General features: G+C 57.9%; 17 protein-coding genes. 9 read left to right on the top strand and 8 right to left on the bottom strand.

The window, feature by feature from the left end:
- Positions 1–84: 84 nt before the first annotated feature.
- On the top strand, positions 85–2,217 hold the full coding sequence (gene katE / locus G3M63_RS15020) for a catalase HPII (protein WP_163983637.1): 2,133 nt from the start codon (positions 85–87) through the stop codon (positions 2,215–2,217).
- Between the two features lie 139 nt (positions 2,218–2,356).
- Positions 2,357–3,082 (top strand): GMP synthase, encoded by a 726-nt coding sequence (locus G3M63_RS15015; RefSeq protein WP_163983636.1) that lies wholly within the window; start codon positions 2,357–2,359, stop codon positions 3,080–3,082.
- Between the two features lie 11 nt (positions 3,083–3,093).
- Here G3M63_RS15015 and G3M63_RS15010 read toward each other — a convergent pair whose 3' ends face one another.
- A complete protein-coding gene (locus G3M63_RS15010; protein WP_178101002.1) occupies positions 3,094–4,281 on the bottom strand; it encodes a hypothetical protein in 1,188 nt (395 codons plus the stop codon).
- Positions 4,282–4,350: 69 nt separating this feature from the next.
- Here G3M63_RS15010 and arfB point away from each other — a divergent pair, with 69 nt between their 5' ends.
- Positions 4,351–4,764 carry an alternative ribosome rescue aminoacyl-tRNA hydrolase ArfB gene (gene arfB, locus G3M63_RS15005; protein WP_163983635.1) on the top strand — a complete coding sequence of 138 codons (414 nt, stop codon included), beginning with the start codon at positions 4,351–4,353 and terminating at the stop codon, positions 4,762–4,764.
- A gap of 293 nt (positions 4,765–5,057) precedes the next feature.
- The gene (locus G3M63_RS15000; protein WP_163983425.1) at positions 5,058–5,999 is read left to right on the top strand and encodes an IS110 family transposase; all 942 of its coding nucleotides are present in this window, start codon (positions 5,058–5,060) and stop codon (positions 5,997–5,999) included.
- 240 nt (positions 6,000–6,239) lie between these two features.
- Here G3M63_RS15000 and G3M63_RS14995 read toward each other — a convergent pair whose 3' ends face one another.
- From G3M63_RS14995 to G3M63_RS14985, 3 genes are all read right to left on the bottom strand, one after another.
- On the bottom strand, positions 6,240–7,094 hold the full coding sequence (locus G3M63_RS14995) for a PA4780 family RIO1-like protein kinase (RefSeq protein ID WP_163983634.1): 855 nt from the start codon (positions 7,092–7,094) through the stop codon (positions 6,240–6,242).
- An 82-nt stretch (positions 7,095–7,176) separates the two neighbouring features.
- Positions 7,177–8,919 (bottom strand): alkaline phosphatase, encoded by a 1,743-nt coding sequence (locus G3M63_RS14990; RefSeq protein ID WP_150302422.1) that lies wholly within the window; start codon positions 8,917–8,919, stop codon positions 7,177–7,179.
- 38 nt (positions 8,920–8,957) lie between these two features.
- Positions 8,958–10,175, bottom strand: coding sequence for a serine hydrolase (locus G3M63_RS14985; protein ID WP_150302421.1), 1,218 nt, complete (start codon positions 10,173–10,175; stop codon positions 8,958–8,960).
- Positions 10,176–10,535: 360 nt separating this feature from the next.
- Between G3M63_RS14985 and G3M63_RS14980 the strand changes: the two genes are divergently transcribed.
- Positions 10,536–10,910 (top strand): YkgJ family cysteine cluster protein, encoded by a 375-nt coding sequence (locus G3M63_RS14980; RefSeq protein ID WP_150302420.1) that lies wholly within the window; start codon positions 10,536–10,538, stop codon positions 10,908–10,910.
- A 239-nt stretch (positions 10,911–11,149) separates the two neighbouring features.
- Here the strand turns inward: G3M63_RS14980 and G3M63_RS14975 are convergent, their stop codons facing one another.
- Complete coding sequence (locus G3M63_RS14975) at positions 11,150–12,814, bottom strand: electron transfer flavoprotein-ubiquinone oxidoreductase (protein WP_150302419.1); 1,665 nt, start codon at positions 12,812–12,814, stop codon at positions 11,150–11,152.
- A 279-nt stretch (positions 12,815–13,093) separates the two neighbouring features.
- Between G3M63_RS14975 and G3M63_RS14970 the strand changes: the two genes are divergently transcribed.
- Together G3M63_RS14970 and G3M63_RS14965 are read left to right on the top strand one after the other, a co-directional pair.
- Positions 13,094–13,843 (top strand): electron transfer flavoprotein subunit beta/FixA family protein, encoded by a 750-nt coding sequence (locus G3M63_RS14970; RefSeq protein ID WP_163983633.1) that lies wholly within the window; start codon positions 13,094–13,096, stop codon positions 13,841–13,843.
- Entirely contained in the window at positions 13,844–14,773 is a 930-nt protein-coding gene (locus G3M63_RS14965; RefSeq protein WP_163981887.1) for an electron transfer flavoprotein subunit alpha/FixB family protein, read from the top strand. It abuts the gene before it with no gap.
- 294 nt (positions 14,774–15,067) lie between these two features.
- Here the strand turns inward: G3M63_RS14965 and G3M63_RS14960 are convergent, their stop codons facing one another.
- Positions 15,068–15,790 carry a UDP-2,3-diacylglucosamine diphosphatase gene (locus tag G3M63_RS14960; protein ID WP_150301552.1) on the bottom strand — a complete coding sequence of 241 codons (723 nt, stop codon included), beginning with the start codon at positions 15,788–15,790 and terminating at the stop codon, positions 15,068–15,070.
- A gap of 9 nt (positions 15,791–15,799) precedes the next feature.
- Positions 15,800–16,294: a peptidylprolyl isomerase gene (locus G3M63_RS14955; RefSeq protein WP_150301553.1), complete on the bottom strand. Its 495-nt coding sequence runs from the start codon at positions 16,292–16,294 to the stop codon at positions 15,800–15,802.
- Positions 16,295–16,602: 308 nt separating this feature from the next.
- Between G3M63_RS14955 and G3M63_RS14950 the strand changes: the two genes are divergently transcribed.
- On the top strand, positions 16,603–18,270 hold the full coding sequence (locus G3M63_RS14950) for a glutamine--tRNA ligase/YqeY domain fusion protein (protein WP_150301554.1): 1,668 nt from the start codon (positions 16,603–16,605) through the stop codon (positions 18,268–18,270).
- A 4-nt stretch (positions 18,271–18,274) separates the two neighbouring features.
- Positions 18,275–19,660 carry a cysteine--tRNA ligase gene (gene cysS, locus G3M63_RS14945; RefSeq protein WP_163983632.1) on the top strand — a complete coding sequence of 462 codons (1,386 nt, stop codon included), beginning with the start codon at positions 18,275–18,277 and terminating at the stop codon, positions 19,658–19,660.
- 64 nt (positions 19,661–19,724) lie between these two features.
- Here cysS and G3M63_RS14940 read toward each other — a convergent pair whose 3' ends face one another.
- Positions 19,725–21,137 carry a sodium:alanine symporter family protein gene (locus G3M63_RS14940; RefSeq protein ID WP_163983631.1) on the bottom strand — a complete coding sequence of 471 codons (1,413 nt, stop codon included), beginning with the start codon at positions 21,135–21,137 and terminating at the stop codon, positions 19,725–19,727.
- Between the last annotated feature and the right edge of the window lie 134 nt (positions 21,138–21,271).

The raw sequence follows: 21,271 nt of genomic DNA, 5'->3' as shown, positions 1-21,271 counted from the left end.
TGACAGGCTCCGATACTGAGACCCCTCCTGCGGCAACCGAAGCACCGCTGTGAGGATCCTCCTTCATTCAGTACGGAGAATCATATGTCCAGCGACAATAAAAGCAGTGATCTGGCGGGCACCGATACTACCGATCGCGGCAATTCCAGTACCAAGATTGATCAGCTTGAAGCCTACCGAGAAGACGCCACGGGCAAGTCACTCTCTACCAATACAGGCACCAGGATTGCCGACAATCAGAACACGCTCAAGGCGGGAGACCGCGGGCCGTCGCTACTCGAAGATTTCATCATGCGTGAAAAGATCACGCACTTCGATCATGAGCGCATTCCCGAGCGCGTCGTGCACGCCCGTGGATCCGCTGCGCACGGTTATTTTCAGGTCTATGAGCCCTTGTCAGATCTGACCAAGGCTGACTTTCTGAACGATCCGTCCAAGAAAACCCCGGTTTTCGTGCGCTTTTCAACCGTGCAGGGTCCGCGCGGCTCGGCGGATACGGTGCGCGACGTACGTGGTTTCGCCACCAAGTTCTATACCGATGAAGGCAACTTCGACCTGGTAGGCAACAACATGCCGGTCTTCTTCATCCAGGACGCCATCAAGTTTCCCGACTTTGTGCATGCGGTGAAGCCCGAGCCGCATAACGAGATCCCCACCGGTCAGTCCGCCCACGACACTTTCTGGGACTTTGTGTCGCTGACGCCTGAGTCGGCACATATGGTGCTGTGGACCATGTCTGACCGCGCCATCCCCGTGCACTACCGCGCGATGCAGGGCTTTGGCGTGCACACCTTCCGCATGATCAATGCGCAGGGCAAGAGTGTTTTCGTCAAGTTTCACTGGCGTCCTGTGTCGGGCGTATATTCGCTGGTCTGGGATGAAGCGCAAAAGCTCGCCGGCAAGGACCCGGACTTCAACCGCCGCATGCTCTGGGAAGACATCGAGAAAGGTGACTATCCAGAGTATGAGCTTGGCCTGCAGGTGGTACCGGAGGAGGATGAGCACAAGTTCGACTTTGACCTGCTGGATCCCACCAAAATCATTCCCGAAGAGCTGGTTCCTGTGCGTATCGTCGGGAAGATGACGCTCGACCGCAATCCGGACAACTTTTTCGCCGAGACCGAACAGGCCGCCTTCCATATTGGCCACGTGGTGCCCGGTATCGATTTCACCAATGATCCGTTGTTGCAGGGCAGGCTGTTCTCCTATACCGATACGCAGTTGCTGCGCCTGGGTGGTCCCAATTTCAACGAGATTCCGATCAACCGGCCGGTATGTCCGTTTCATAACAACCAGCGTGACGCTCCGCATCGCCAGACAATCAACAAGGGGCGCGCTTCCTACGAGCCCAACTCGATCGATGGTGGCTGGCCGAAAGAAGCCCCGCCGGCTCCCAGTGGCGGTGGTTTCGAATCCTATCCGGAACAGGTTTCAGGCACCAAGATCCGCAACCGCAGCGAATCCTTTGGTGATCATTTCTCCCAGGCAACGTTGTTCTGGAACAGCATGAGCGAGCCGGAGAAGGAGCACATCATCGGCGCCTACAGCTTCGAGCTGTCCAAGGTTGAGCGGATGTTTATTCGTGAACGCCAGGTAAACGAGATCCTTGCCAATATTGATCTCACCCTGGCCACTCGCGTCGCGGAGAATATTGGCGTTGCCGCGCCTTCCGGGCCGACAGTTCCGCCGCGCGCGCTGAGCCTGAAGGAGTCTCCGGCACTCAGCCAACTCCACCTGCTGGCTGGGAACATCAAGTCACGAAAGGTGGCCATCCTGATTGCCGACGGCGTCGAGGAATCTGACATCAGTTTCATTAAGAACATGCTCGAGCAGGAAGGCGCTATGGCCAAGCTTATCGGTCCCTCCGCTGCGCCGGTGAAGACTGCGCAAGGTCAAAGTCTGGTGCCAGACGCTTCGATGGAAGGCCTGCCGTCAATTGCCTTCGATGCAGTGTTCGTGCCTGGCGGTGAAGCCGCTGTCGAGGCGATGAAGGCGAACGGCACCGCACAGCATTACCTGTTGGAGGCCTATAAACACCTTAAGGCCATCGCCTTGTGTGGTGACGCCGGCAAACTGGCGAGCCACCTGCGCCTGGACGCCGATGAAGGCTTGATCAGTGCACCAACCGCCAAGGATCTTGGCGACAAGCTCGTCGTAGCGATGACCAAACATCGGGTCTGGGCCCGCGAACCTAAAGTTAAAAGCATCCCGGCGTAGGACACGCCAGCCCCTTGTAAGGAGTCGGCCCCGCTTCCGGATTGAGGCGTGGCCGATGTCTTGCCATCCCGGTCCACTCCGCTCATGATTCAAGCATCTCAGCCGTGTGCTGCTGGGCGTTATTTGACGGGAGGAATACGTGAAGATCGGGATTTTGCAGTGCGACGATGTGACCGAGAATCTCCAACCGAACCATGGCAATTATCCGGACATGCTGCTGAGGCGCCTAGAAGGGCATGTCCGAACGTCAGATGTCGTCATCTATCGTACCCATGACGGCGAGTTGCCTGTCTCCATCGATGAATGCGACGGCTACTTGACTACTGGCAGCCGGTTCAGTGTCTATGATCCGCTACCCTGGATCGAAGCGCTGGAAACCTTCCTGATCAAGTTATGGGAAGCAAAAAAACCGCTGGTAGGTATATGCTTCGGGCATCAACTGATTGCCAGAGCTCTCGGCGGCGAGGTCGAGCGATCCGAAAAGGGTTGGGGCGTCGGTGTTTCCTTCAATCAGCTTGTGCAGCGCAGGACCTGGATGGACCCCTGGCAGGACAAGCTGGATCTGGTTGTCAGTCACCAGGACCAGGTGGTGGAGTTGCCAGACGAGGCTGAAGTGCTGGTAAAAAGCGACTTCTGCGAATACTACGTGGTCCAGTACGGTGACCATTTTCTCAGCATTCAGGGGCACCCTGAGTTCTCCAAGGAGTATTCGAGGGACCTCATGGCGGCACGTCAGGGGATTATTCCGGATGTCCGTCTGCGAGCAGGTAACGCCTCGCTCAGTGCTGATGTCGATGGCGAGCTGATGACCAAGTGGATGGTCAACTTCATGCACGAGGCGTTGGTCCTTCGACGCAACGCCTGATGCCATCGTGACTATAGCTGGCCGAAACGGTTTGCGTTGGCAAGCATGCTGGCCTGGGCCCGCGGGGTCTGCTCCATGGGCCCGTACCGGTTGTTGGTGTTGGGCCAGCTGATAGGCTGTGCATAGAGCGCAGGGGGATGCCGGCTGCCCAAGGCCGTCTCGAAGGCTTGGGTGATTCGCTCCGGAGAATAACCCCGCGCGTCATCGGTTGGCATCGCTGACTGTCTGCGATCAACTACCTCGCCACGGAAGAACATTTCCACACGCAGAACCAATCCCCAGCGCGGCGCAAAGTTAGCCTCGCGCGGGAATCTCAGCTCGGGGACGATGTCGGCAAAGAGAATGTTGCGGTGCAGGTTACGGCGATACTGTGCCAATAATACGTAGTCTTCGACCCGGGTGTGGGACAGGCTGCTGCCGATCACGATACCGGCATAGCGGATGGCGCTGCGCTTGCCGAGTATCTGGTTCAGCTCGATGGACTCGGAAAACTCCAGCGTGTCTTCATCCTCCTGCCATTGCACCTGCGTTATGAAGCGCAGGTGCTGAGTATCATCCAGCGGGCGCCCCAGATCCCAGCGGGTCCTGACCCGATAGCCGTCGCTGTTGAACCATGAGGCGCGATTGTAGGATTCCAGTTGCCAGGGACCTTCGCCGACATCCCACAGGCGCTCGGCGGTGAGTCGCACATAGGGATCCAGCGGAAAGCGAAACTTGATACCCGCTCCAGCACTGGTTTCCCAGCCAATGGTCTTGTCGTCACCGCCCAGCTGACTCAACCCGAGAATGGTGTTGCCGCTGCCGGGTTGTTCCGCGCCGAGGCGATTTGCCTGTTGTTCCGAGAGCGTGCCCTGGGTTTCTTCCGGATCGCTTTCGATGATCAGCCGCAACCTGTCCTTGGTGGTAGGCAGATCAAGTTTGAAGCGAATGCTGGTGTCATTGTCGATGCCTTCGCTTTCCTCCCATTCGAATTCCTGGCTAAGGCGCAGATAGGAACGGTTGCGTACAGCGAGGTGCTCGTCTGTTCCAAAGAACCCATCGATGCTGCGTGAGGAATTGTTTACCCAGCGCGAAAGGCGATCGTGAAGCGGGTCGATACGTTCGACTGTCCAGTCGGGAAGGTCGCTGTCTCCAGACGGCTCGGCAACTGCGGTGAAGGTCAACATCATCAACATGCCGGGCAGCAGGCTTTTGTGCATATTGCTGTACTCCTTTAACCTTGGAGCCAGTATAGCCATCCTGTTTCGCCAAGACGGAGAAAAACCCTGATGATCAAGCTGCTCTACGGTGTCGAGCTCGACGAGGCGGAGGTGGAAGTGTCCGCCATCCGCTCCCAGGGCGCGGGTGGGCAGAACGTCAACAAGGTATCCAGTGCGATTCATCTGCGGTTCGATATAAACAGGTCCAGCCTTCCTGACTTCTTCAAGGAAAGGCTACTCGAGCTGTCGGATTCGCGTGTCACCAAAGACAAGGTGATCGTGCTCAAGGCGCAGCAATACCGAACCCAGGAACAGAATCGCGAGGATGCCTTCGCCAGGCTGGCTGAGCTGATCAACAGCGCAGTTGAAATCAAGAAACAGCGGCGGCCGACCAAGGCGACCAAGGCTTCGAAAAAGCGACGGGTGGACAGCAAGACGGCAAGGGGGCGGGCGAAGGTTTTGCGGGGGAAGGTGGATATCTGAGTTTGTGGCGGCGCTGTAAACCCAGGCTGGCCTGGGGGCCAGCATCGCCGCGGGTCGCGCCTTGTATGGTTTTCCTACAGGTCCAAAACCAAAATGGACCTGTCAGGGTGGAGGGGCAAACGCGCCTTCCGGCCTTTCGGCACGGACTGTGGGAGATTCAGCCCCACCCTCACCACAACGCCAATAGAGAATCCATCGGCAGAGCGTCGCCCGCTTCGACCGACGATATGTTGCAAGCCAGCGTCTGGTGAGCCCTGACAAGTCAAAGATTACTTTAGCTTGGAGGACGTACCATGGCAAAGGCAGTCGAACCCGTTCTGACCGGTGTCGATGTCAGCAAAGCTGAGCTCGTGATAGCTCGCAGCGATTCGTCCGGGGTGGAGGCCATTAGCAACGCCGTGGGCCCGACTAGACGGTGGCTGAAGTCTTTGCCACCTGGATCGAAGATTGCCCTGGAGGCGACCGGTATCTATCACCGCCAGCTTGCTAGGTTGGCGCACGAAGCAGGCTTTGAGCTCTATCTGCTGGACGGATACAAGCTCAACCATTACCGCAGTGGCGTCGGCACCCGGGCAAAGACTGATGCGTCAGATGCCAAGCTCATTCTCCGCTATCTCACCAAGGAAATGGACAGCCTTAAACCGTGGATACCTGCACATGATGCCTTCTATCGCGTCCAAGGGCTGATGCGCCGCCGGGCGTCGCTGGTTCATACCAGAGTAGCCCTGAGTCAAAGTCTGCAGGACATACCGGAGTTGAAGCAGGCCGCCAAACAGCTAGATGCGCATATTCGCCGAGTAGAGCTGCTAATCGTTCAGCGATTAAAACAAGCTATGGCAGATGTCGGCTGGTGGCTCGATGCCAAGCGCTGCAAGGCCATCGAAGGCATCGGCGACCTGACGGCCATGGCGCTGGCCAACACCTTCCATCGCGGCCCCTTCAAAACCAGTGACGCCTTCATTGCGTTCCTGGGCATGGATGTCAGAGTCAGAGACTCGGGCAAACAAATAGGTCGACGCAAGCTCACCAAGAAAGGCGATCCTGAGCTGCGCCGACTGCTCTACAACGCCGCGATGGCAGCGCGAAAAACACAGGCCTGGAAAAGCCTCTATGAAACCTATATTGCACAAGGACTCAAGCCGACCCAGGCGTTGGTCAAGCTGGCCAGGAAACTGGCCCGCATCGCTTTTGCCTTGATGCAGAACCAAACCACCTATCAACCAAAAACAGCCTGAAAGGGGTTGTGGTGAACCATAGAATCTCCCACGAATTAGTTTCTTTGTGTTGATCGAGGGCGTCGCTTGGACTTGGCCTCTACCACAAAGCTGGTTTGTGTTTTTCGTAGGAGGGTCGGCCTCGGCGCGACGGCGTCCAAAGGACGCCCCTGGGGGACTACAAGCTGGCCTGGTGGCCAGGCATCGCCCGGAGTCCGGCCTCCCACAGGCTAGCCCCCAGGGTTTGCTGCTGAGATGACCTTACTGCTCCTCCGCGTCCCGTATACGCTCTTGCCGCTCCTGTTCTTCGGCAAATGCCGCACGGATTTCGTCGACCACCGAATCGACATCAGCGGCTTCCTCGCTCTCGGCAAAATAGCCTGTCAGCGCCGTCTCGGGCTCCAGTTCGCCTTCCTCGTACTTCGCCCACATCTCTTTCGCATAGCGCGTCTCCAGCAGCTCCGGAGCGTACTGGCCGTAATACTCGGTCATGTTATTCACGTCGCGTTCCAGCATCGAGCGCGCATTGTTATTTGCCGCAGCGTCCACTGCCTGGGGGAGGTCAATGATCACCGGACCGTAATCGTCGACCAACACGTTGAATTCGGACAGGTCGCCATGCACCAGACCTTCACAGAGCATCAGTTTGACGTATTCCATTACCAGCGCATGGTCTTCACGGGCCTGCTCGGCGGACATGCTGATGTCGTTCAGGCGTGGCGCGACGCCACCTTCTTCGTCGGTCACCAGCTCCATAAGCAGTACGCCTTCGAAGCAGCCATAGGGTTGCGGCACCCGCACGCCGGCTCGTGCGAGACGGTAAAGCGCGTCCACTTCGGCGTTCTGCCAGGCCTCTTCCTGCTGGTTGCGGCCGAACTTCGAACCTTTCTCCATGGCTCGGGAGCGACGCGAGTTGCGCACCTTTCTGCCTTCCTGGTACAGCACGGCCTGTTTGAAGCTGCGCTTGGCCGCTTCCTTGTAAACCTTGGCGCAGCGGATTTCATTGCCACAGCGCACTACATATACGGCAGCTTCCTTGCCACTCATTAGCGGACGTATTACTTCGTCCACCAGACCGTCGTCTACTAGCGGTTGTATTCGTTTAGGGATTTTCATAGCGCCCTTATACCCTGAAACGGGCAACTTGATAATCCCCTTGCACGAGTGACAATGAAATAGACCCTTTGCGGCCTTCGTTTTACCTGGCTGGAACGAGGCGCCGACGGCTAGCACCCGTTCCGGTCGTTATGACAACGCGCCGCGTCTGATCCATCTGATAGTCGCGCTGTTTGACGCTGCTGACAAAGCGCCAGTCGGCGGTGGCGCGCTCCGGGGTGAAGGTGACGATCATGTAGCCACGCTGATTGGCGTTCAGGTATTGCACATCAGACGCGAGCGTGACCATGGCCTGCTCGACCAGCGGAACGAGCTCCAGGGGCATATTCAGATAACTCTCCATGCCTGGGGAGGTCACCGAGCTGGTCGCAAATTCCACTCCGGCGTGGGTGCCATCAGTAGCCAGCAAATTGTTGGCCCAGGCATTATGCGTATCGCCAGCCAGCACTACGAGGTTCCTGTCGTGTGTCACCGCGTGTTTGAGGAGCGCTTCCCGTTCATGGCCGTACCCGTCCCAGGCATCGAGACTGTAGGGTACCAATGTCTCCGCCTGATCGATCTCCCGCGCCGTTAGCGCAGGGTCGTGACGCTGATGGCGTAGCTTGATGTCGATCAGCTCGTTGAGGGTTTGCGCAAGGTCGGGATGCGAGGAAGCCTGGAGAGCGGATAATAACGCCCGAGGCAACAGCCTTCGGCCCATCAGCACCTGCTGACCCAATACCTGCCAGGTGGACGTGGAAGCCTCCAGCGCACCGTATAGCCAGCGGCGCTGGGCATGACCCAGCAGGCTGCGGTTGGCGTCCATGCTGTCGCGCCTGAAAGCGGCAGCCTTGAAGCCTTCTTCGTCGTAATAGTCCGCGAAGGCCAGCTGACGGTCGCGTCCGACAATACGGGTGTCGAGCATGTGCAGGCTCACCAGGTTGCCGAAATCGAAACTGCGGTAAATGGTTTCGCGGTCATCCGGATGGGCGGGGCGCACTGGCATCCATTCGAACCAGGCTTGCAGGGCCGCGCGTTTGCGCGCCGTGAAGTTCCCTTCATCCTCACCGTGGTTCTGCGCACCCTGTTGCCAGGTGTCATTGCTGATTTCGTGATCATCCCACACCGCGATACAGGGGGCGGCTGCATGCAGCGCCTGCAGGGCGTTGTCGGTGCGGTATAGAGCGTAACGCTTGCGGTAGTCTGACAAGGTAAACAGCTCGCCATTGTTGTCAGCCGGCAAGGATCGGCCGAGTGTCTGAGCGTCTGCTGTGGCGTAACCGTCAGCGCCGTATTCGTAGATGTAATCGCCGAGATGTATCACGGCGTCCAGTTGATCAACACGCGCAGCTTCGGCATAGACATGAAAGTGACCGGCCGGATAGTTTGCGCAGGAAAGCACCGCAAAGCGCACCTGGCTGACATCCCCCTGCGGCAAGGTTTTGCTGATACCCACGGGGGAGAGCACACCTTGCGCGTTGAACCGGTAGTAATAGTGGGCGCCCGGTTGCAGGTTGAGTACGTCGATCTTGACCGTATGGTCCTGAGCAGGACCGGTAACAGTAGCCCCTTTGTGCAGCAGCTGTGCGAAATCGGGATCGGCTGCTACTTCCCAGCCGACCTCGAGGTCGTTTTCCGGACCGTCAAGGAGTGACAGGCGGGTCCAGATAATGAAACGGTCCTGCCTGGGATCACCACTGGCTACCCCATGCCGAAACGCGATCCTGCCCCCGGTGGGGCGTGGTGCTGAGCCGGCAGAACTGACCACGCCGCTTTGTAGACCGGTGGAGACTACGATACTGCCAAACGCGAGTGTCGAAGCTCGCAGAAAGTCGCGCCGATTCATGCCCGCCGCTCCTGTAGGAATCGATATGCCCGCAAGGATCAGTCAACCAGTGCGCCTTGTACCAGCGCGCGTAGCTCCTGTCTTACCAGGTAAGCAGAGGAGGGTATCAACTGGGTCATGAAAATCACCACCAGATCCTCCACCGGATCGATGAAGAAAGCGGTGCCGGCCATGCCGCCCCAGCCGTATTCACCAACAGAGCCAATGGTTTGCGATTTGGCGATATCGGTCTTGACCGAAAAACCGAGGCCAAAGCCGGAGCCGTCATAGGGTGTTTCGCTGAAGCCGCCGACCGAGACGCTGGGCAGATCCGCATTGTCCGGCAGATGGTTCAAGCGCATGAACTCGAGCGTCTTGCGACCGATAATTCTTGCGCCTTCCAGTTCGCCGCCATTGGCCAGGGCCTGGGCGAAACGGTGGTAATCGCTGATACTGGAAACCAGACCACCACCACCGGACAGGTAGCCATGTCGGCGCGCGAAATGTGAATGCTGCGGGTCGTCCTGCAAGCTGAATTGATCACCTGGCAAATACTGGTAGCACGCCGCGAAGCGGTCCAGGCTGTCGGCGGGCACGGTGAAGAAAGTGTCCTGCATGTTCAGCGGTTTGAACACCTGCTCGGCGAAGTAATCTTCAAGACTCATGCCCGACAACAGTTGTACCAGATAGCCGCAAATGTCGGTGGCCACCGAATAATTCCAGGCTGTGCCCGGTGAAAACTCCAGCGGCAATCGCGACAGTTCATCCACCAGGCGCTCGAGCGTCAGACCGGAATTGCCGTCGAGTTTCAGTTCCCGATAGGCCGCATCAACATTGGTGCGATTCATGAAACCGTAGGTCAGGCCCGACTGATGCGTCAGAAGGTCCCGAATGGTCATGGGGCGTTCGCAGGGTACAGTTATGAAGTTGGGATGCACACCGGATTTATAGACGCGCAGATCCTTCCACGCGGGTATGTACTTGTGCACCGGATCGTCCAATAAGAACCGACCCTGCTCATACAACTGCATCAAGGCAATTGACGTTACCGGTTTGGTCATTGAATAGACACGGAACAAGGTATCCGTCTGAACCGGCTTGTTGCGCTCTACATCCATCAGTCCCTGGGCGTGCAGGTAGGCAATTTCGCCATGCCGGGCGACCAGGGTCAGAGCCCCCGGAAGTCGGCCGGGGGTGATATAGGCTCTGTCCAGATGCTCGGCAATTCGTGACAGGCGCCGGGTGTCGAGGCCGGCGATGATGGCGGTTTCAGTCATGCAGAGGTCCGTTTGCTGGTGTGAAGTTGCCTTGATGGTACCGCGTCAGAACCCGGCTGGGGGAGTATTCCCTTATCTGCCAATATGCCGTCATAAGCCCAGCACGTTGCCCGGCTTGATTGTTGATGATGATCGCCCACCGGCAGTCAGGACTGCGCAAGACGCCGTGAACCCATCCTTGGGGGCTTGACGAAAACATCCCTGTTTTCGACACTTGCTCCACCCTGACAGCCGGTGGGCTTGATCGGGCCTAGAATATTTCCGGGTTCAGTTCGCCACCGACGAGAAATTCGCTTGTGTGTTCAAGCTGCTTCGCTGTAAAAATCGCGCTCCAGAAATCAGCTTGAGGTACGCGATGAAATGAGCGAAACAACGCCCTGTCTGAACTGCGGTGCATGCTGTGCCACATTCAGGGTTTCGTTTTACTGGGGCGAGACGGACAGCGCCCAAGAGGGAGGTGTACCTTCCCATCTGACGGAACAGATAAGCCCGCATTTGAGTTGTATGCAAGGTACCAATCAGCCCGAGCCTCGCTGTGTGTCATTGATGGGGTCGGTCGGCGGTGCGGTACGCTGCAATATCTACGAGCAACGTTCCAGCGCTTGTCGGGAATTTCCCTATCATGGGGAAGCAGGGCAGGAAAGTCCGCATTGTCAGCGCGCCAGGGCCAGACATGGCCTGCCCCCGCTGCCAAATCCGCACCACCCGGATCTTGTTCCTGTGGTCGCGGCCTGACTGAGCAGGCAAGCTTGCTGTAGAGCCCTGGGGCTGTAGAGCGCCTGCTCTACGGCAAACTATCCGTCGTACACGGGTTTCTCAGACGATCGCTAACCCTGTTCAAGCCCAGCGTCGAGCAGGTGCTCGACACTCCCAGGAAAAGCTAATCGTGCCTCCCTGGGGCGTAAAGCGCCTGGTTGTGTAGGAAAACAACAAGGCCCCGCATATGCGAGGCCTTGTTTCGTTCCAGCACCAAATTACATGTTGGGGTAATTCGGTCCGCCGGTGCCCTCAGGGGCTACCCAGTTGATGTTCTGGGCCGGGTCCTTGATGTCACAGGTTTTGCAGTGAACGCAGTTCTGCGCATTGATCTGGAACCGTTTGTCACCGTCGTCGTTGGTGACGACTTCGTACACGCCAGCCGGGCAATAGCGCTGCGCTGGCTCATCGTACAGCGGCAGGTTGTGCTCGATCGGGATGCTGGGATCCTTGAGCGTCAGGTGAACCGGCTGATCTTCCTCGTGGTTAGTGTTTGACAGGAACACCGAGGAAAGCTTGTCGAAGCTCAGCACGCCGTCCGGCTTCGGATAGTTGATCTTTTCAGCTTCCGAGGCTTTTTTCAGGCATGCGTAGTCCGGCGTGGTGTCGTGCAGGGTCACCGGCATCTTCCCACCGAACAGATTCTGGTCGATGAAGTTGAACGCGTTACCCAGCAGCGCACCGTATTTGTGGATAGCGGCGCCGAAGTTGCGCGAGCGGAACAGCTCGTCGTAGACCCAGCTGGCTTTGAAGCTTTCAACGTAGCCTGTCAGCTCGTCGCCACCTTCACGGCCAGCACCTAATGCTTCAAGCACCGCGTCGGCAGCGATCATGCCCGACTTCATGGCCGTATGGTTACCCTTGATCTTGGAGAAGTTCAGGGTGCCGAGGTCGCAGCCAATCAGCGCGCCGCCCGGGAATACCATCTTGGGCAGAGAGTTCAGGCCGCCTTTGGCAATGGCACGTGCGCCGTAAGACACACGCTTGCCGCCTTCCAGATACTGCTTCACTACCGGATGGTGCTTGTAGCGCTGGAATTCATCGAAGGGTGACAGGTGCGGATTGGAATAGGACAGATCAATGATCAGACCTACCACGACCTGGTTGTTTTCGATGTGATACAGGAAGGAACCGCCGGTGTTCTCGCTACCCACGATATCCATCGGCCAGCCTGCCGTGTGGACGACCAGGCCTTCTTCATGCTTGGCAGGATCAATATCCCAGATTTCCTTGATGCCGATACCGTAGTGCTGGGGATCGACACCGTCGTTCAGTTTGAACTGGTTCATCAGCTGCTTGCCGATGTGGCCGCGGCAGCCTTCGGCGAACAGGGTGTACTTGGCACGCAGTTCCATACCAGGGGTAAAGAAGCCTTCCTTCGGGTTGCCTTCACGGTCAACGCCAAGGTCGCCTGTGACGATACCGCGAACGACGCCGCCTTCATCGATCAGCGCTTCCTGGGCAGCAAATCCGGGGTAGACTTCCACGCCAAGGTTTTCGGCCTGTTCAGCCAGCCAGCGGCACAGGTTGCCCAGGGAAATGATGTAGTTGCCTTCGTTGTGCATGGTTTTCGGCACAAACAGGTTCGGGATTTTGTAGCCTTTTTCTTCGTTGGTGAGCATATAGATGTCATCACGCTTCACCGGCGTGTTAAGAGGCGCACCCATTTCCTTCCAGTCGGGGAAGAGTTCGTTCAGGGCGCGTGGCTCGAAAACGGCGCCAGAGAGGAGGTGGGCACCGACCTCGGAACCTTTTTCAACGACGCAGACGCTGACTTCCTGGCCTTTTTCAGCAGCCTGCTGCTTGATGCGACAGGCAGCGGAGAGGCCGGACGGCCCTGCGCCGACGATGACAACGTCAAACTCCATGAATTCGCGTTCCACTATATATCTCCTACTCTAGGCCGGATCAGAATTTAGTTATCGAGGCCCATCCCGGGCCGGTTAGCCGCGCATTATATCAGCCAAGCAGGGCTGCTCCAACGCAAACATACGCTAGCGGTTCAGACAGCGGCCCGCACAACAAGGTCCACACCTTGACCCGGTGTAGGCTCATCGTCATGATAAAGCGCTTTTTTTATGAATGGTCCCGTCCGGTCATCCAGTCAACTTCATTATCCGGAGACGGGAAGCTCTCGAGGTTTTATTCACTAAGAGGATGCCATGAAGGTACTAGTAGCGGTTAAACGGGTCGTTGACTACAACGTCAAGGTTCGCGTCAAAGCGGACAATTCCGGTGTCGATCTCGCCAACGTCAAGATGTCGATGAACCCCTTCTGCGAAATTGCCGTGGAAGAGGCCGTGCGCCTGAAAGAGAAAGGCGTGGCGACTGAAATCGTCGCTGTGTCTGTCGGCCCGACTGCTGCCCAGGAGCAGCTGCGTACCGCTCTGGCACTGGGTGCCGATCGCGCCATTCTGGTTGAGTCCACTGAAGAGCTGAGCTCGCTGTCCATCGCCAAGCTGCTCAAGGGTGTGGTCGACAAGGAACAGCCGCAGCTGGTCATTCTTGGCAAGCAGGCCATCGACTCCGACAACAACCAGACCGGCCAGATGCTGGCTGCGCTGTCCGGCTACGGCCAGGGCACCTTCGCTTCGGCAGTCAACGTCGAAGGCGAAAGCGTCAAGGTTACCCGTGAAATCGACGGTGGCGCCCAGACCGTTGATCTGAAGCTGCCGGCCATCGTCACCACTGACCTGCGTCTGAACGAGCCGCGTTACGCCTCGCTGCCCAACATCATGAAAGCCAAGAAGAAGCCGCTTGAAACCCTCAAGCCGGAAGATCTGGGCGTCAGCATCGCTTCGACCCTGTCCACTGTGAAGGTTGAAGCACCGGCCGCGCGCAGCGCCGGCATCATGGTCAAGTCGGTAGACGAGCTGGTCGACAAACTCAAGAACGAAGCCAAGGTGATCTAAATGACAATTTTGGTTATTGCTGAACACAACAACGCCGAGCTGACTGCCTCGACCCTGAACACCGTGGCGGCTGCCAAAGCCATTGGCGGCGACATCGAAGTACTGGTCGCTGGCCAGGGCTGCTCTGCTGTCGCTGACGCGGCCGCCAAGATCGAAGGCGTGAGCAAGGTCCTGCTGGCTGATAACGCTGCCTACGCCAACCAGCTGCCGGAGAACATCTCCCTGTTGGTTGCCGAAATTGGCAAGAATTACAGCCACATCCTGGCCACCGCCAGCACCAACGGCAAGAACTACCTGCCACGTGTCGCGGCCCTGCTGGACGTCGATCAGATCTCCGAGATCATCGCCGTTGAAAGCGCCGATACCTTCAAACGTCCGATCTATGCCGGTAACGCCATCGCTACCGTGCAGTCCAGCGCAGCGGTCAAGGTCATCACCGTGCGCTCCACCGGTTTCGATCCGGTTGCAGCCGAAGGCGGCAGCGCCAGCGTCGAGAACCTAGACGTTGCCCAGGACGCCGGCGTGTCCAGCTTCGTTAACGAAGAGCTGGCCAAGTCTGACCGTCCCGAGCTGGCCGGTGCCAAGATCGTCATCTCCGGCGGTCGCGGCATGCAGAACGGTGACAACTTCGAAATGCTGTACAAGCTGGCCGACAAGATCGGCGCTGCCGTGGGTGCCTCGCGCGCCGCAGTGGACGCCGGTTTCGTACCCAACGACATGCAGGTCGGTCAGACCGGCAAGATCGTTGCACCGCAGCTGTACATCGCCGTCGGTATCTCCGGCGCGATCCAGCACCTGGCCGGCATGAAAGAGTCCAAGGTGATCGTTGCGATCAACAAGGACGAAGAAGCGCCGATCTTCCAGGTAGCCGACTACGGTCTGGTTGGTGATCTGTTCCAGATCATCCCGGAGCTGGACGGCAAGCTGTAAGTAACGCTTGAGCGGTAAATGAAAACCCGGCCTTGTGGCCGGGTTTTTTGTGGGTGGGGATATTTGCTTGGCTCGGTTTCTATGGGGCGCCGCGAGTCGCGCCTCTAACGGAAGAGTGCGAGTGCTCTCAGGTAGCCAATGGCAGAAATGTAAATGTGTAGGAGGGGCGACTCGCCGCGATGGCGTCCGCAGGACGCCGGGTTTGGTCTGACTGAACTACAAGCTGGACGAGCTCAGGTTCACCCAAAAGTCCAGCTAGCCACGCTGTTCAAGGGTGCCAGATCAACCCCGCCATCAGAGCGCAAAACTCTCCAGCCGATAACCGTCCTCATCCACTTCCAGTGCCCAGCCGCTCTTATCCCAATCCCCCAGCACTATCCGCTTCGCGGACTGGCCGTCGATTTCGAGATCGTGCGCAGCAGGGCGGTGCGTGTGACCGTGAATCAGCGTGCGAACCTTGTGCTCGCGCATCACCTCGACCACCTTGTCCGGATTGACGTCTGTGATGTCGGCGGCTTTGTAGCGGGTTTGCTCGCTGCTTTCAGAGCGTAGCTTTCTCCCGATCTTGTGCCGGGTTTTCAGCGAGAGATTGCGCAGAACGAACAAGCTCAGTGGGTTGCGCAGCAAGCGGCGTAGGCGCATATAACCCAGATCGTCGATACACAGGCTGTCGCCGTGCATAAGCAATACGGGTTCGTTATTCAGCGTGATGACCGTCGGATCATTCAGTAGGGTGCAACTGGCCTCCTGACAGAACCGCTTGCCCAGGAGAAAATCCCGATTGCCGTGCATGAGATAAATCTTCACGCCCTTGGCTGCAACGGCGGCCAGGGCGGAAGCAACTTCACGGGCGAGCGGATTAGGGTCGTCGTCGCCGAGCCACACCTCGAAAAAGTCGCCAAGAATGTAGAGCGCGTCTACCTGGCTGGCACGCTGCTCAAGGCAATGCAAAAACGCCCGGGTGATATCCGGGCGTTCGGCTTGCAAGTGCAGGTCTGAAATAAACAGCGAACGCATTCTGTAGCGTTACTCGACCAGTTCGGCGCGCTCGATGATCACGTCGTCGGCGGGCACATCCTGATGGCCAGCACGCATGGTGGTGGATACCGACTTGATCTTCTCTACCACATCCATGCCTTCGGTGACCTGGCCGAACACGGTGTAACCCCAGCCCTGAACGGTGGGAGCGCTATGATTAAGGAAGTCGTTGTCGTTGACGTTGATAAAGAACTGGGCGCTGGCGGAATGGGGCTCCATGGTGCGTGCCATGGCTACCGTGCCCGCCTTGTTGCTGACGCCGTTGTTGGCTTCGTTCTTGATCGGGTCGCGGGTCTCTTTCTGCTTCATGCCGGGTTCAAATCCGCCGCCCTGAATCATGAAGTTGGGAATGACGCGGTGGAAAATGGTGTTGTCGTAATGGCCGTCGCGGACATATTGCTTGAAGTTCTCGACCGTTTCCGGCGCCTTGTCAGCGAAGAGTTCCAGGGTAATAACACCAAAATTCGTATGTAGTTTGACCATCAAGGCAATCCTCGGAGCGAGTTGAGACTAATTATCCTGCGAGACAGACGTGCTTCGGAGCCTCTGAATAACTACTGCGCTCGGCCATGCTGCGTTGAAACCCTCCTCAAAATGCTCATTTACAGAACGTAAACTGCGCTTTTTCGTCGGATTTCGCCTTGCCTGACCTTCGCTCGCTACGTTCTTCAGAGGCTCCTTCGATTTAGACGCCTGTGACTTTCCGGTATGATAAGCGTTTTGGCCGATACGGCCTAGCCAAAATCCGCGATGCCCATGGGCGTTGCCTGTAACGAGTCCTGCGAATCCCTATGAACAAACCGGAATCCACCACGCCAGCACATTTCCTGCGGCAGATCGTCAAGACTGACCTGGAAAGCGGCAAACACCAGCATATCGTGACCCGCTTTCCGCCGGAGCCAAACGGATATCTGCATATCGGCCATGCCAAGTCGATCTGTCTGAATTTCGGGCTGGCCGAGGAATTTGGCGGTGAATGTAATCTGCGCTTCGACGATACCAATCCGGCGAAGGAAGAGCAGGCATACATCGACGCGATCAAGCGTGATGTTGAATGGCTGGGCTTCAAGTGGGCCGGTGATATCCATTATGCCTCGGACTATTTCGACCAGTTGCACGCCTGGGCTATCGAGCTGATCAAGGCGGGCCAGGCCTACGTATGCGATTTGTCGCCAGAACAGGCGCGTGAGTACCGCGGCAATCTGACCGAGCCGGGCAAGAACAGCCCGTTCCGCGAGCGCAGCGTCGATGAGAACCTCGATCTGTTCGCGCGCATGACCGGCGGCGAGTTCCCCGATGGCAGCAAGGCGTTGCGTGCGAAGATTGATATGGCGTCGCCCAACATGAACTTGCGCGACCCGATCCTGTATCGCATTCGCCACGCGCATCACCACCAGACCGGTGACAAATGGTGCGTCTATCCGAGCTATGACTTCACTCATGGCCAGTCCGATGCGATTGAGGGCGTCACGCATTCAATCTGTACCCTTGAATTCGAGGATCACCGTCCGTTGTACGAATGGTGCCTGGATAACCTGCCAGTGCCGGCCAAACCGCGCCAGTACGAATTCGCCCGTCTCAACCTGAACTACACGGTCACCAGCAAGCGCAAGCTCAAACAGCTGGTCGACGAAGGCCACGTGCAGGGCTGGGATGATCCGCGTATGTCGACCCTCAGCGCGTTTCGTCGCCGTGGTTACACGCCGGCATCGATTCGTGAATTCTGCGAACGGATCGGCGTGACCCGTTCCGATGGCGTGGTGGACATGGGCGTACTGGAATTCTGTATTCGTGATGACCTGGATGCCCATGCGCCGCGTGCCATGTGCGTGTTGCGCCCGCTGAAAGTGACCATCACCAACTACCCTGAAGGCCAGGTCGAACAGCTGTCGCTGCCGCGCCATCCGAAACAGGATATCGGCACGCGTACCCTGCCGTTCAGCCGTGAGATCTATATCGATCAGGACGATTACATGGTCGATCCGCCCAAGGGCTACAAACGCCTGGTACCGGGCGGTGAAGTGCGCTTGCGCGGCAGCTACGTGATTCGTGCCGACGAGGCCGTTACTGACGCCGAGGGCAATATCGTAGAGCTGCTGTGTTCCTACGATCCGGACACGCTGGGCAAGAACCCCGAGGGCCGCAAGGTCAAGGGCGTCATTCACTGGGTGCCGGCTGCAGAAAGCATTGAATGCGAAGTGCGTCTGTATGACCGGCTGTTCAAGACGCCGAACCCGGACAAGGGCGAGGAGGGCGTCGGTTTCCTGGAAAACATCAATCCGGATTCGCTGATCACCTTGCAGGGGTGCCGCGCCGAGCCGTCTCTTGCAGACGCGACCCCTGAGGACCGTTTCCAGTTTGAGCGCGAAGGCTATTTCTGTCTCGATTGCGTGGATTCGACTGCAGACAAGCCGGTATTCAACCGCACCGTCACGCTGCGCGATTCCTGGGGGCAATAAGGTCATGGCGCTGAGTCTCTACAACACCCTGAGCAAGACCAAGGAAGCCTTCAAGCCGCTTGAAGGGAATCAGGTGCGGATGTATGTCTGCGGCATGACGGTGTATGACTACTGTCATATCGGCCACGCCCGGGTGATGGTCGCCTTCGATGTTATTTCCCGCTGGCTGCGCTATCGCGGATATGACCTGACCTATGTGCGCAATATTACTGATATCGACGACAAGATCATCCGCCGCGCCAATGACAACGGCGAAAGCTTTCAAGTGTTGACCGAGCGCATGATTGCCGCCATGCACGAAGATGAAACACGCCTGAATGTGCTGCGCCCCGATCAGGAGCCGCGCGCCAGCGATCACATCGCCGGAATGCACGAGATGATCCAGACCCTGATAGACAAGGGTTACGCCTATGCGCCGGGTAACGGCGATGTGTATTACCGGGTCGGCAGGTTCGAAGGCTACGGCAAGCTGTCGCGTCGGCGTATAGAAGACCTGAAAATTGGTGCGCGTATCGAGGTCGATGAGGCCAAGGAAGACCCGCTGGATTTCGTGTTGTGGAAGGCAGCCAAGCCCGGTGAGCCAAGCTGGCCATCACCCTGGGGCGATGGCCGGCCAGGCTGGCATATCGAGTGTTCGGTCATGTCCACCTGCTGTTTGGGCGAAAGCTTTGATATTCACGGTGGCGGGCCCGATCTGGTGTTCCCCCATCACGAGAACGAGATCGCGCAGAGCGAGGCAGCGACGGGCAAGCCTTACGCAGCCACCTGGATGCATGCCGGGGCGGTGCGCGTCGATGGGGAAAAGATGTCCAAGTCATTGGGCAACTTTTTCACTATCCGCGAAGTGCTGGAGAAGTATCACCCGGAGGTCGTGCGTTATTTGTTGGTGTCCAGTCACTACCGCAGCGCGATCAACTATTCGGAAGACAATCTGAAGGAAGCCAAGGGTGCGCTTGAGCGTTTCTACCGCGCGCTCAAGGGCTTGCCAGATGCCGCGCCAATGGAAGCTGTCGAATATGGCGAACGCTTTGCGGCGGCCATGGACGATGATTTCAACGCGCCGGAAGCCTGTGCGGTGTTGTTTGACATGGTGCGCGACGTGAATCGTCTGAAGGATAGCGACCTGCACGCCGCTGCCGCGCTCGGCGCCACGGTGCGGGAGCTGGCCTCGACGCTTGGCGTGTTGCAGCTGGATGCGGATGAATTTCTGCAAGCCGGCGCGTCCAACCAGGTCGATGCGGCGGAAGTGCAGGCATTGATCGATGCGCGGCTGCAGGCTCGTGCAGACAAGAACTGGGCTGAATCGGATCGTATTCGCGATCAACTGACCGGGATGGGCGTCGTGCTTGAGGATGGAAAGGGCGGAACCACCTGGCGGTTGCGCGGATAAGGGTTCGTTCCTGTTGGGGTAGGGCAGGTGCAGACGGCATCCCGCAGCACCCGCCCACTCGCCCTCAGCGCCAGATATTGTTGTTTATCTTCTCCTTCAGTTCCGGATAGTCCGAAGCCTTGAACGTCGGCACCACGCCTTGCTTGCGCTGCGCCAGGTAATCCTTGGTCAGTTTGGCTACGGTCCCCGAGAGCAGGACAATCGCCACCAGGTTGATAGTCGCCATGAGGCCCATCGATGCGTCAGCGGCGTTGAACACCGTCGTGACCGCTTCGTACGCGCCCCATACCACCATGCTCAGCGTTGCCATCCGTAATAAGGTCATGCCCAGCGTATTCCCGACGCCGAGGTAAATCATCGCGTTTTCGGCATAGGAGTAGTTGGCGACAATCGAGGTAAAGGCGAAGAACAGAATGGCTATGGCGATGAAATAGCTGCCAGCGACCCCGATGTGCGATTCCAGCGCTTGCTGCGTCAACTGCGTACCGGTAACACCCGAGCCGGGCTCCATAACGCCAGAAAGCAGAATCATGATGGCCGTGGCGGTACAGATCACGATGGTGTCGATGAACACCCCCATGGCCTGTACCAACCCCTGGGAAGAGGGATGATGCGGAGCTGGCGTGGCGGTGGCCGCGACGTTGGGTGCTGAGCCCATGCCCGCCTCGTTGGAAAACAAACCGCGCTTGATACCGTTGAGCATAGCAGCCGTCACCGAGCCTGCGACGCCGCCGGCGGCTTCTTCAAGGCCAAACGCGCTGCGTACGATGGTCATCAGCACGCCGGGTACTTCGGAAAAATTCATGATCAGCACCAGCAGCGCCATCAGCACATAGGCACCGGCCATGAAGGGCACTACCAGCTCCGCAAACCGGGCGATGGTACGCAGACCGCCGAAAATCACCATGCCGGCCAGTACCGCCAGAGCGAGACCAGACCATAGCTTGGGAAGGCCGAAGGCACCTTCCATCGCATCGGCAATGGAGTTGGCTTGCACGGCATTGAATACCAGCCCGAAGGAAATGATCAGCGCGATCGAAAAGATTGCCCCGGCCCATGGCGCCTTCAGGCCTTTTGACATATAGAACGCCGGCCCGCCGCGGTACTGGCCTTTACCGTCCCGTACCTTGTAGAGCTGCGCCAGCGTGCTTTCGGCGTAACCGGTAGCCATGCCGACCAGCGCAACCATCCACATCCAGAAGATTGCGCCGGCACCGCCCAGATAGAGCGCCACAGCCACCCCAGCCAGGTTACCCGTGCCGACCCGTGAGGCAAGACTGGTGCATAGCGCTTGAAAGGGCGATATGCCCGACGCATCGCTTTGTCTGGAGCCCTTTATCGCTCTTATCATCTCGCCAAAATGCAGGAATTGCAGAAACCCCAGCCGAATTGTGAAGAACACACCCACCGCCAGCAGGCCGTAGATAAGCACGTATCCCCAGAAGATATTATTGAGGAAATCGATGATTGCGGTCATGGCACATCCATTTGTAGTGAAAAATCATGTGTAACTCTAGTCGCTACGCTTCAATACGCCAGACATCTATGCCTGACGGCCAGACAGGGTAATATGCAATTCAGGCTTGAGACCAGATAAGGAGGATCGCGCGT

It is taken from the genome of Pseudomonas sp. OIL-1, assembly GCF_010669185.1.
Lineage (GTDB): Bacteria > Pseudomonadota > Gammaproteobacteria > Pseudomonadales > Pseudomonadaceae > Halopseudomonas > Halopseudomonas profundi.
The sequence above is the reverse complement of the archived record's forward strand: the minus strand, read 5'-3'. Positions and strand labels throughout refer to the sequence as shown.

Coding starts and splice junctions, on each gene's coding strand:
- katE (WP_163983637.1), top strand. CDS start 85: ATGTCCAGCGACAATAAAAGCAGTGATCTGGCGGGCACCGATACTACC.
- G3M63_RS15010 (WP_178101002.1), bottom strand. CDS start 4,281: ATGCACAAAAGCCTGCTGCCCGGCATGTTGATGATGTTGACCTTCACC.
- arfB (WP_163983635.1), top strand. CDS start 4,351: ATGATCAAGCTGCTCTACGGTGTCGAGCTCGACGAGGCGGAGGTGGAA.
- G3M63_RS15000 (WP_163983425.1), top strand. CDS start 5,058: ATGGCAAAGGCAGTCGAACCCGTTCTGACCGGTGTCGATGTCAGCAAA.
- G3M63_RS14995 (WP_163983634.1), bottom strand. CDS start 7,094: ATGAAAATCCCTAAACGAATACAACCGCTAGTAGACGACGGTCTGGTG.
- G3M63_RS14990 (WP_150302422.1), bottom strand. CDS start 8,919: ATGAATCGGCGCGACTTTCTGCGAGCTTCGACACTCGCGTTTGGCAGT.
- G3M63_RS14985 (WP_150302421.1), bottom strand. CDS start 10,175: ATGACTGAAACCGCCATCATCGCCGGCCTCGACACCCGGCGCCTGTCA.
- G3M63_RS14980 (WP_150302420.1), top strand. CDS start 10,536: ATGAGCGAAACAACGCCCTGTCTGAACTGCGGTGCATGCTGTGCCACA.
- G3M63_RS14970 (WP_163983633.1), top strand. CDS start 13,094: ATGAAGGTACTAGTAGCGGTTAAACGGGTCGTTGACTACAACGTCAAG.
- G3M63_RS14965 (WP_163981887.1), top strand. CDS start 13,844: ATGACAATTTTGGTTATTGCTGAACACAACAACGCCGAGCTGACTGCC.
- G3M63_RS14960 (WP_150301552.1), bottom strand. CDS start 15,790: ATGCGTTCGCTGTTTATTTCAGACCTGCACTTGCAAGCCGAACGCCCG.
- G3M63_RS14955 (WP_150301553.1), bottom strand. CDS start 16,294: ATGGTCAAACTACATACGAATTTTGGTGTTATTACCCTGGAACTCTTC.
- G3M63_RS14950 (WP_150301554.1), top strand. CDS start 16,603: ATGAACAAACCGGAATCCACCACGCCAGCACATTTCCTGCGGCAGATC.
- cysS (WP_163983632.1), top strand. CDS start 18,275: ATGGCGCTGAGTCTCTACAACACCCTGAGCAAGACCAAGGAAGCCTTC.
- G3M63_RS14940 (WP_163983631.1), bottom strand. CDS start 21,137: ATGACCGCAATCATCGATTTCCTCAATAATATCTTCTGGGGATACGTG.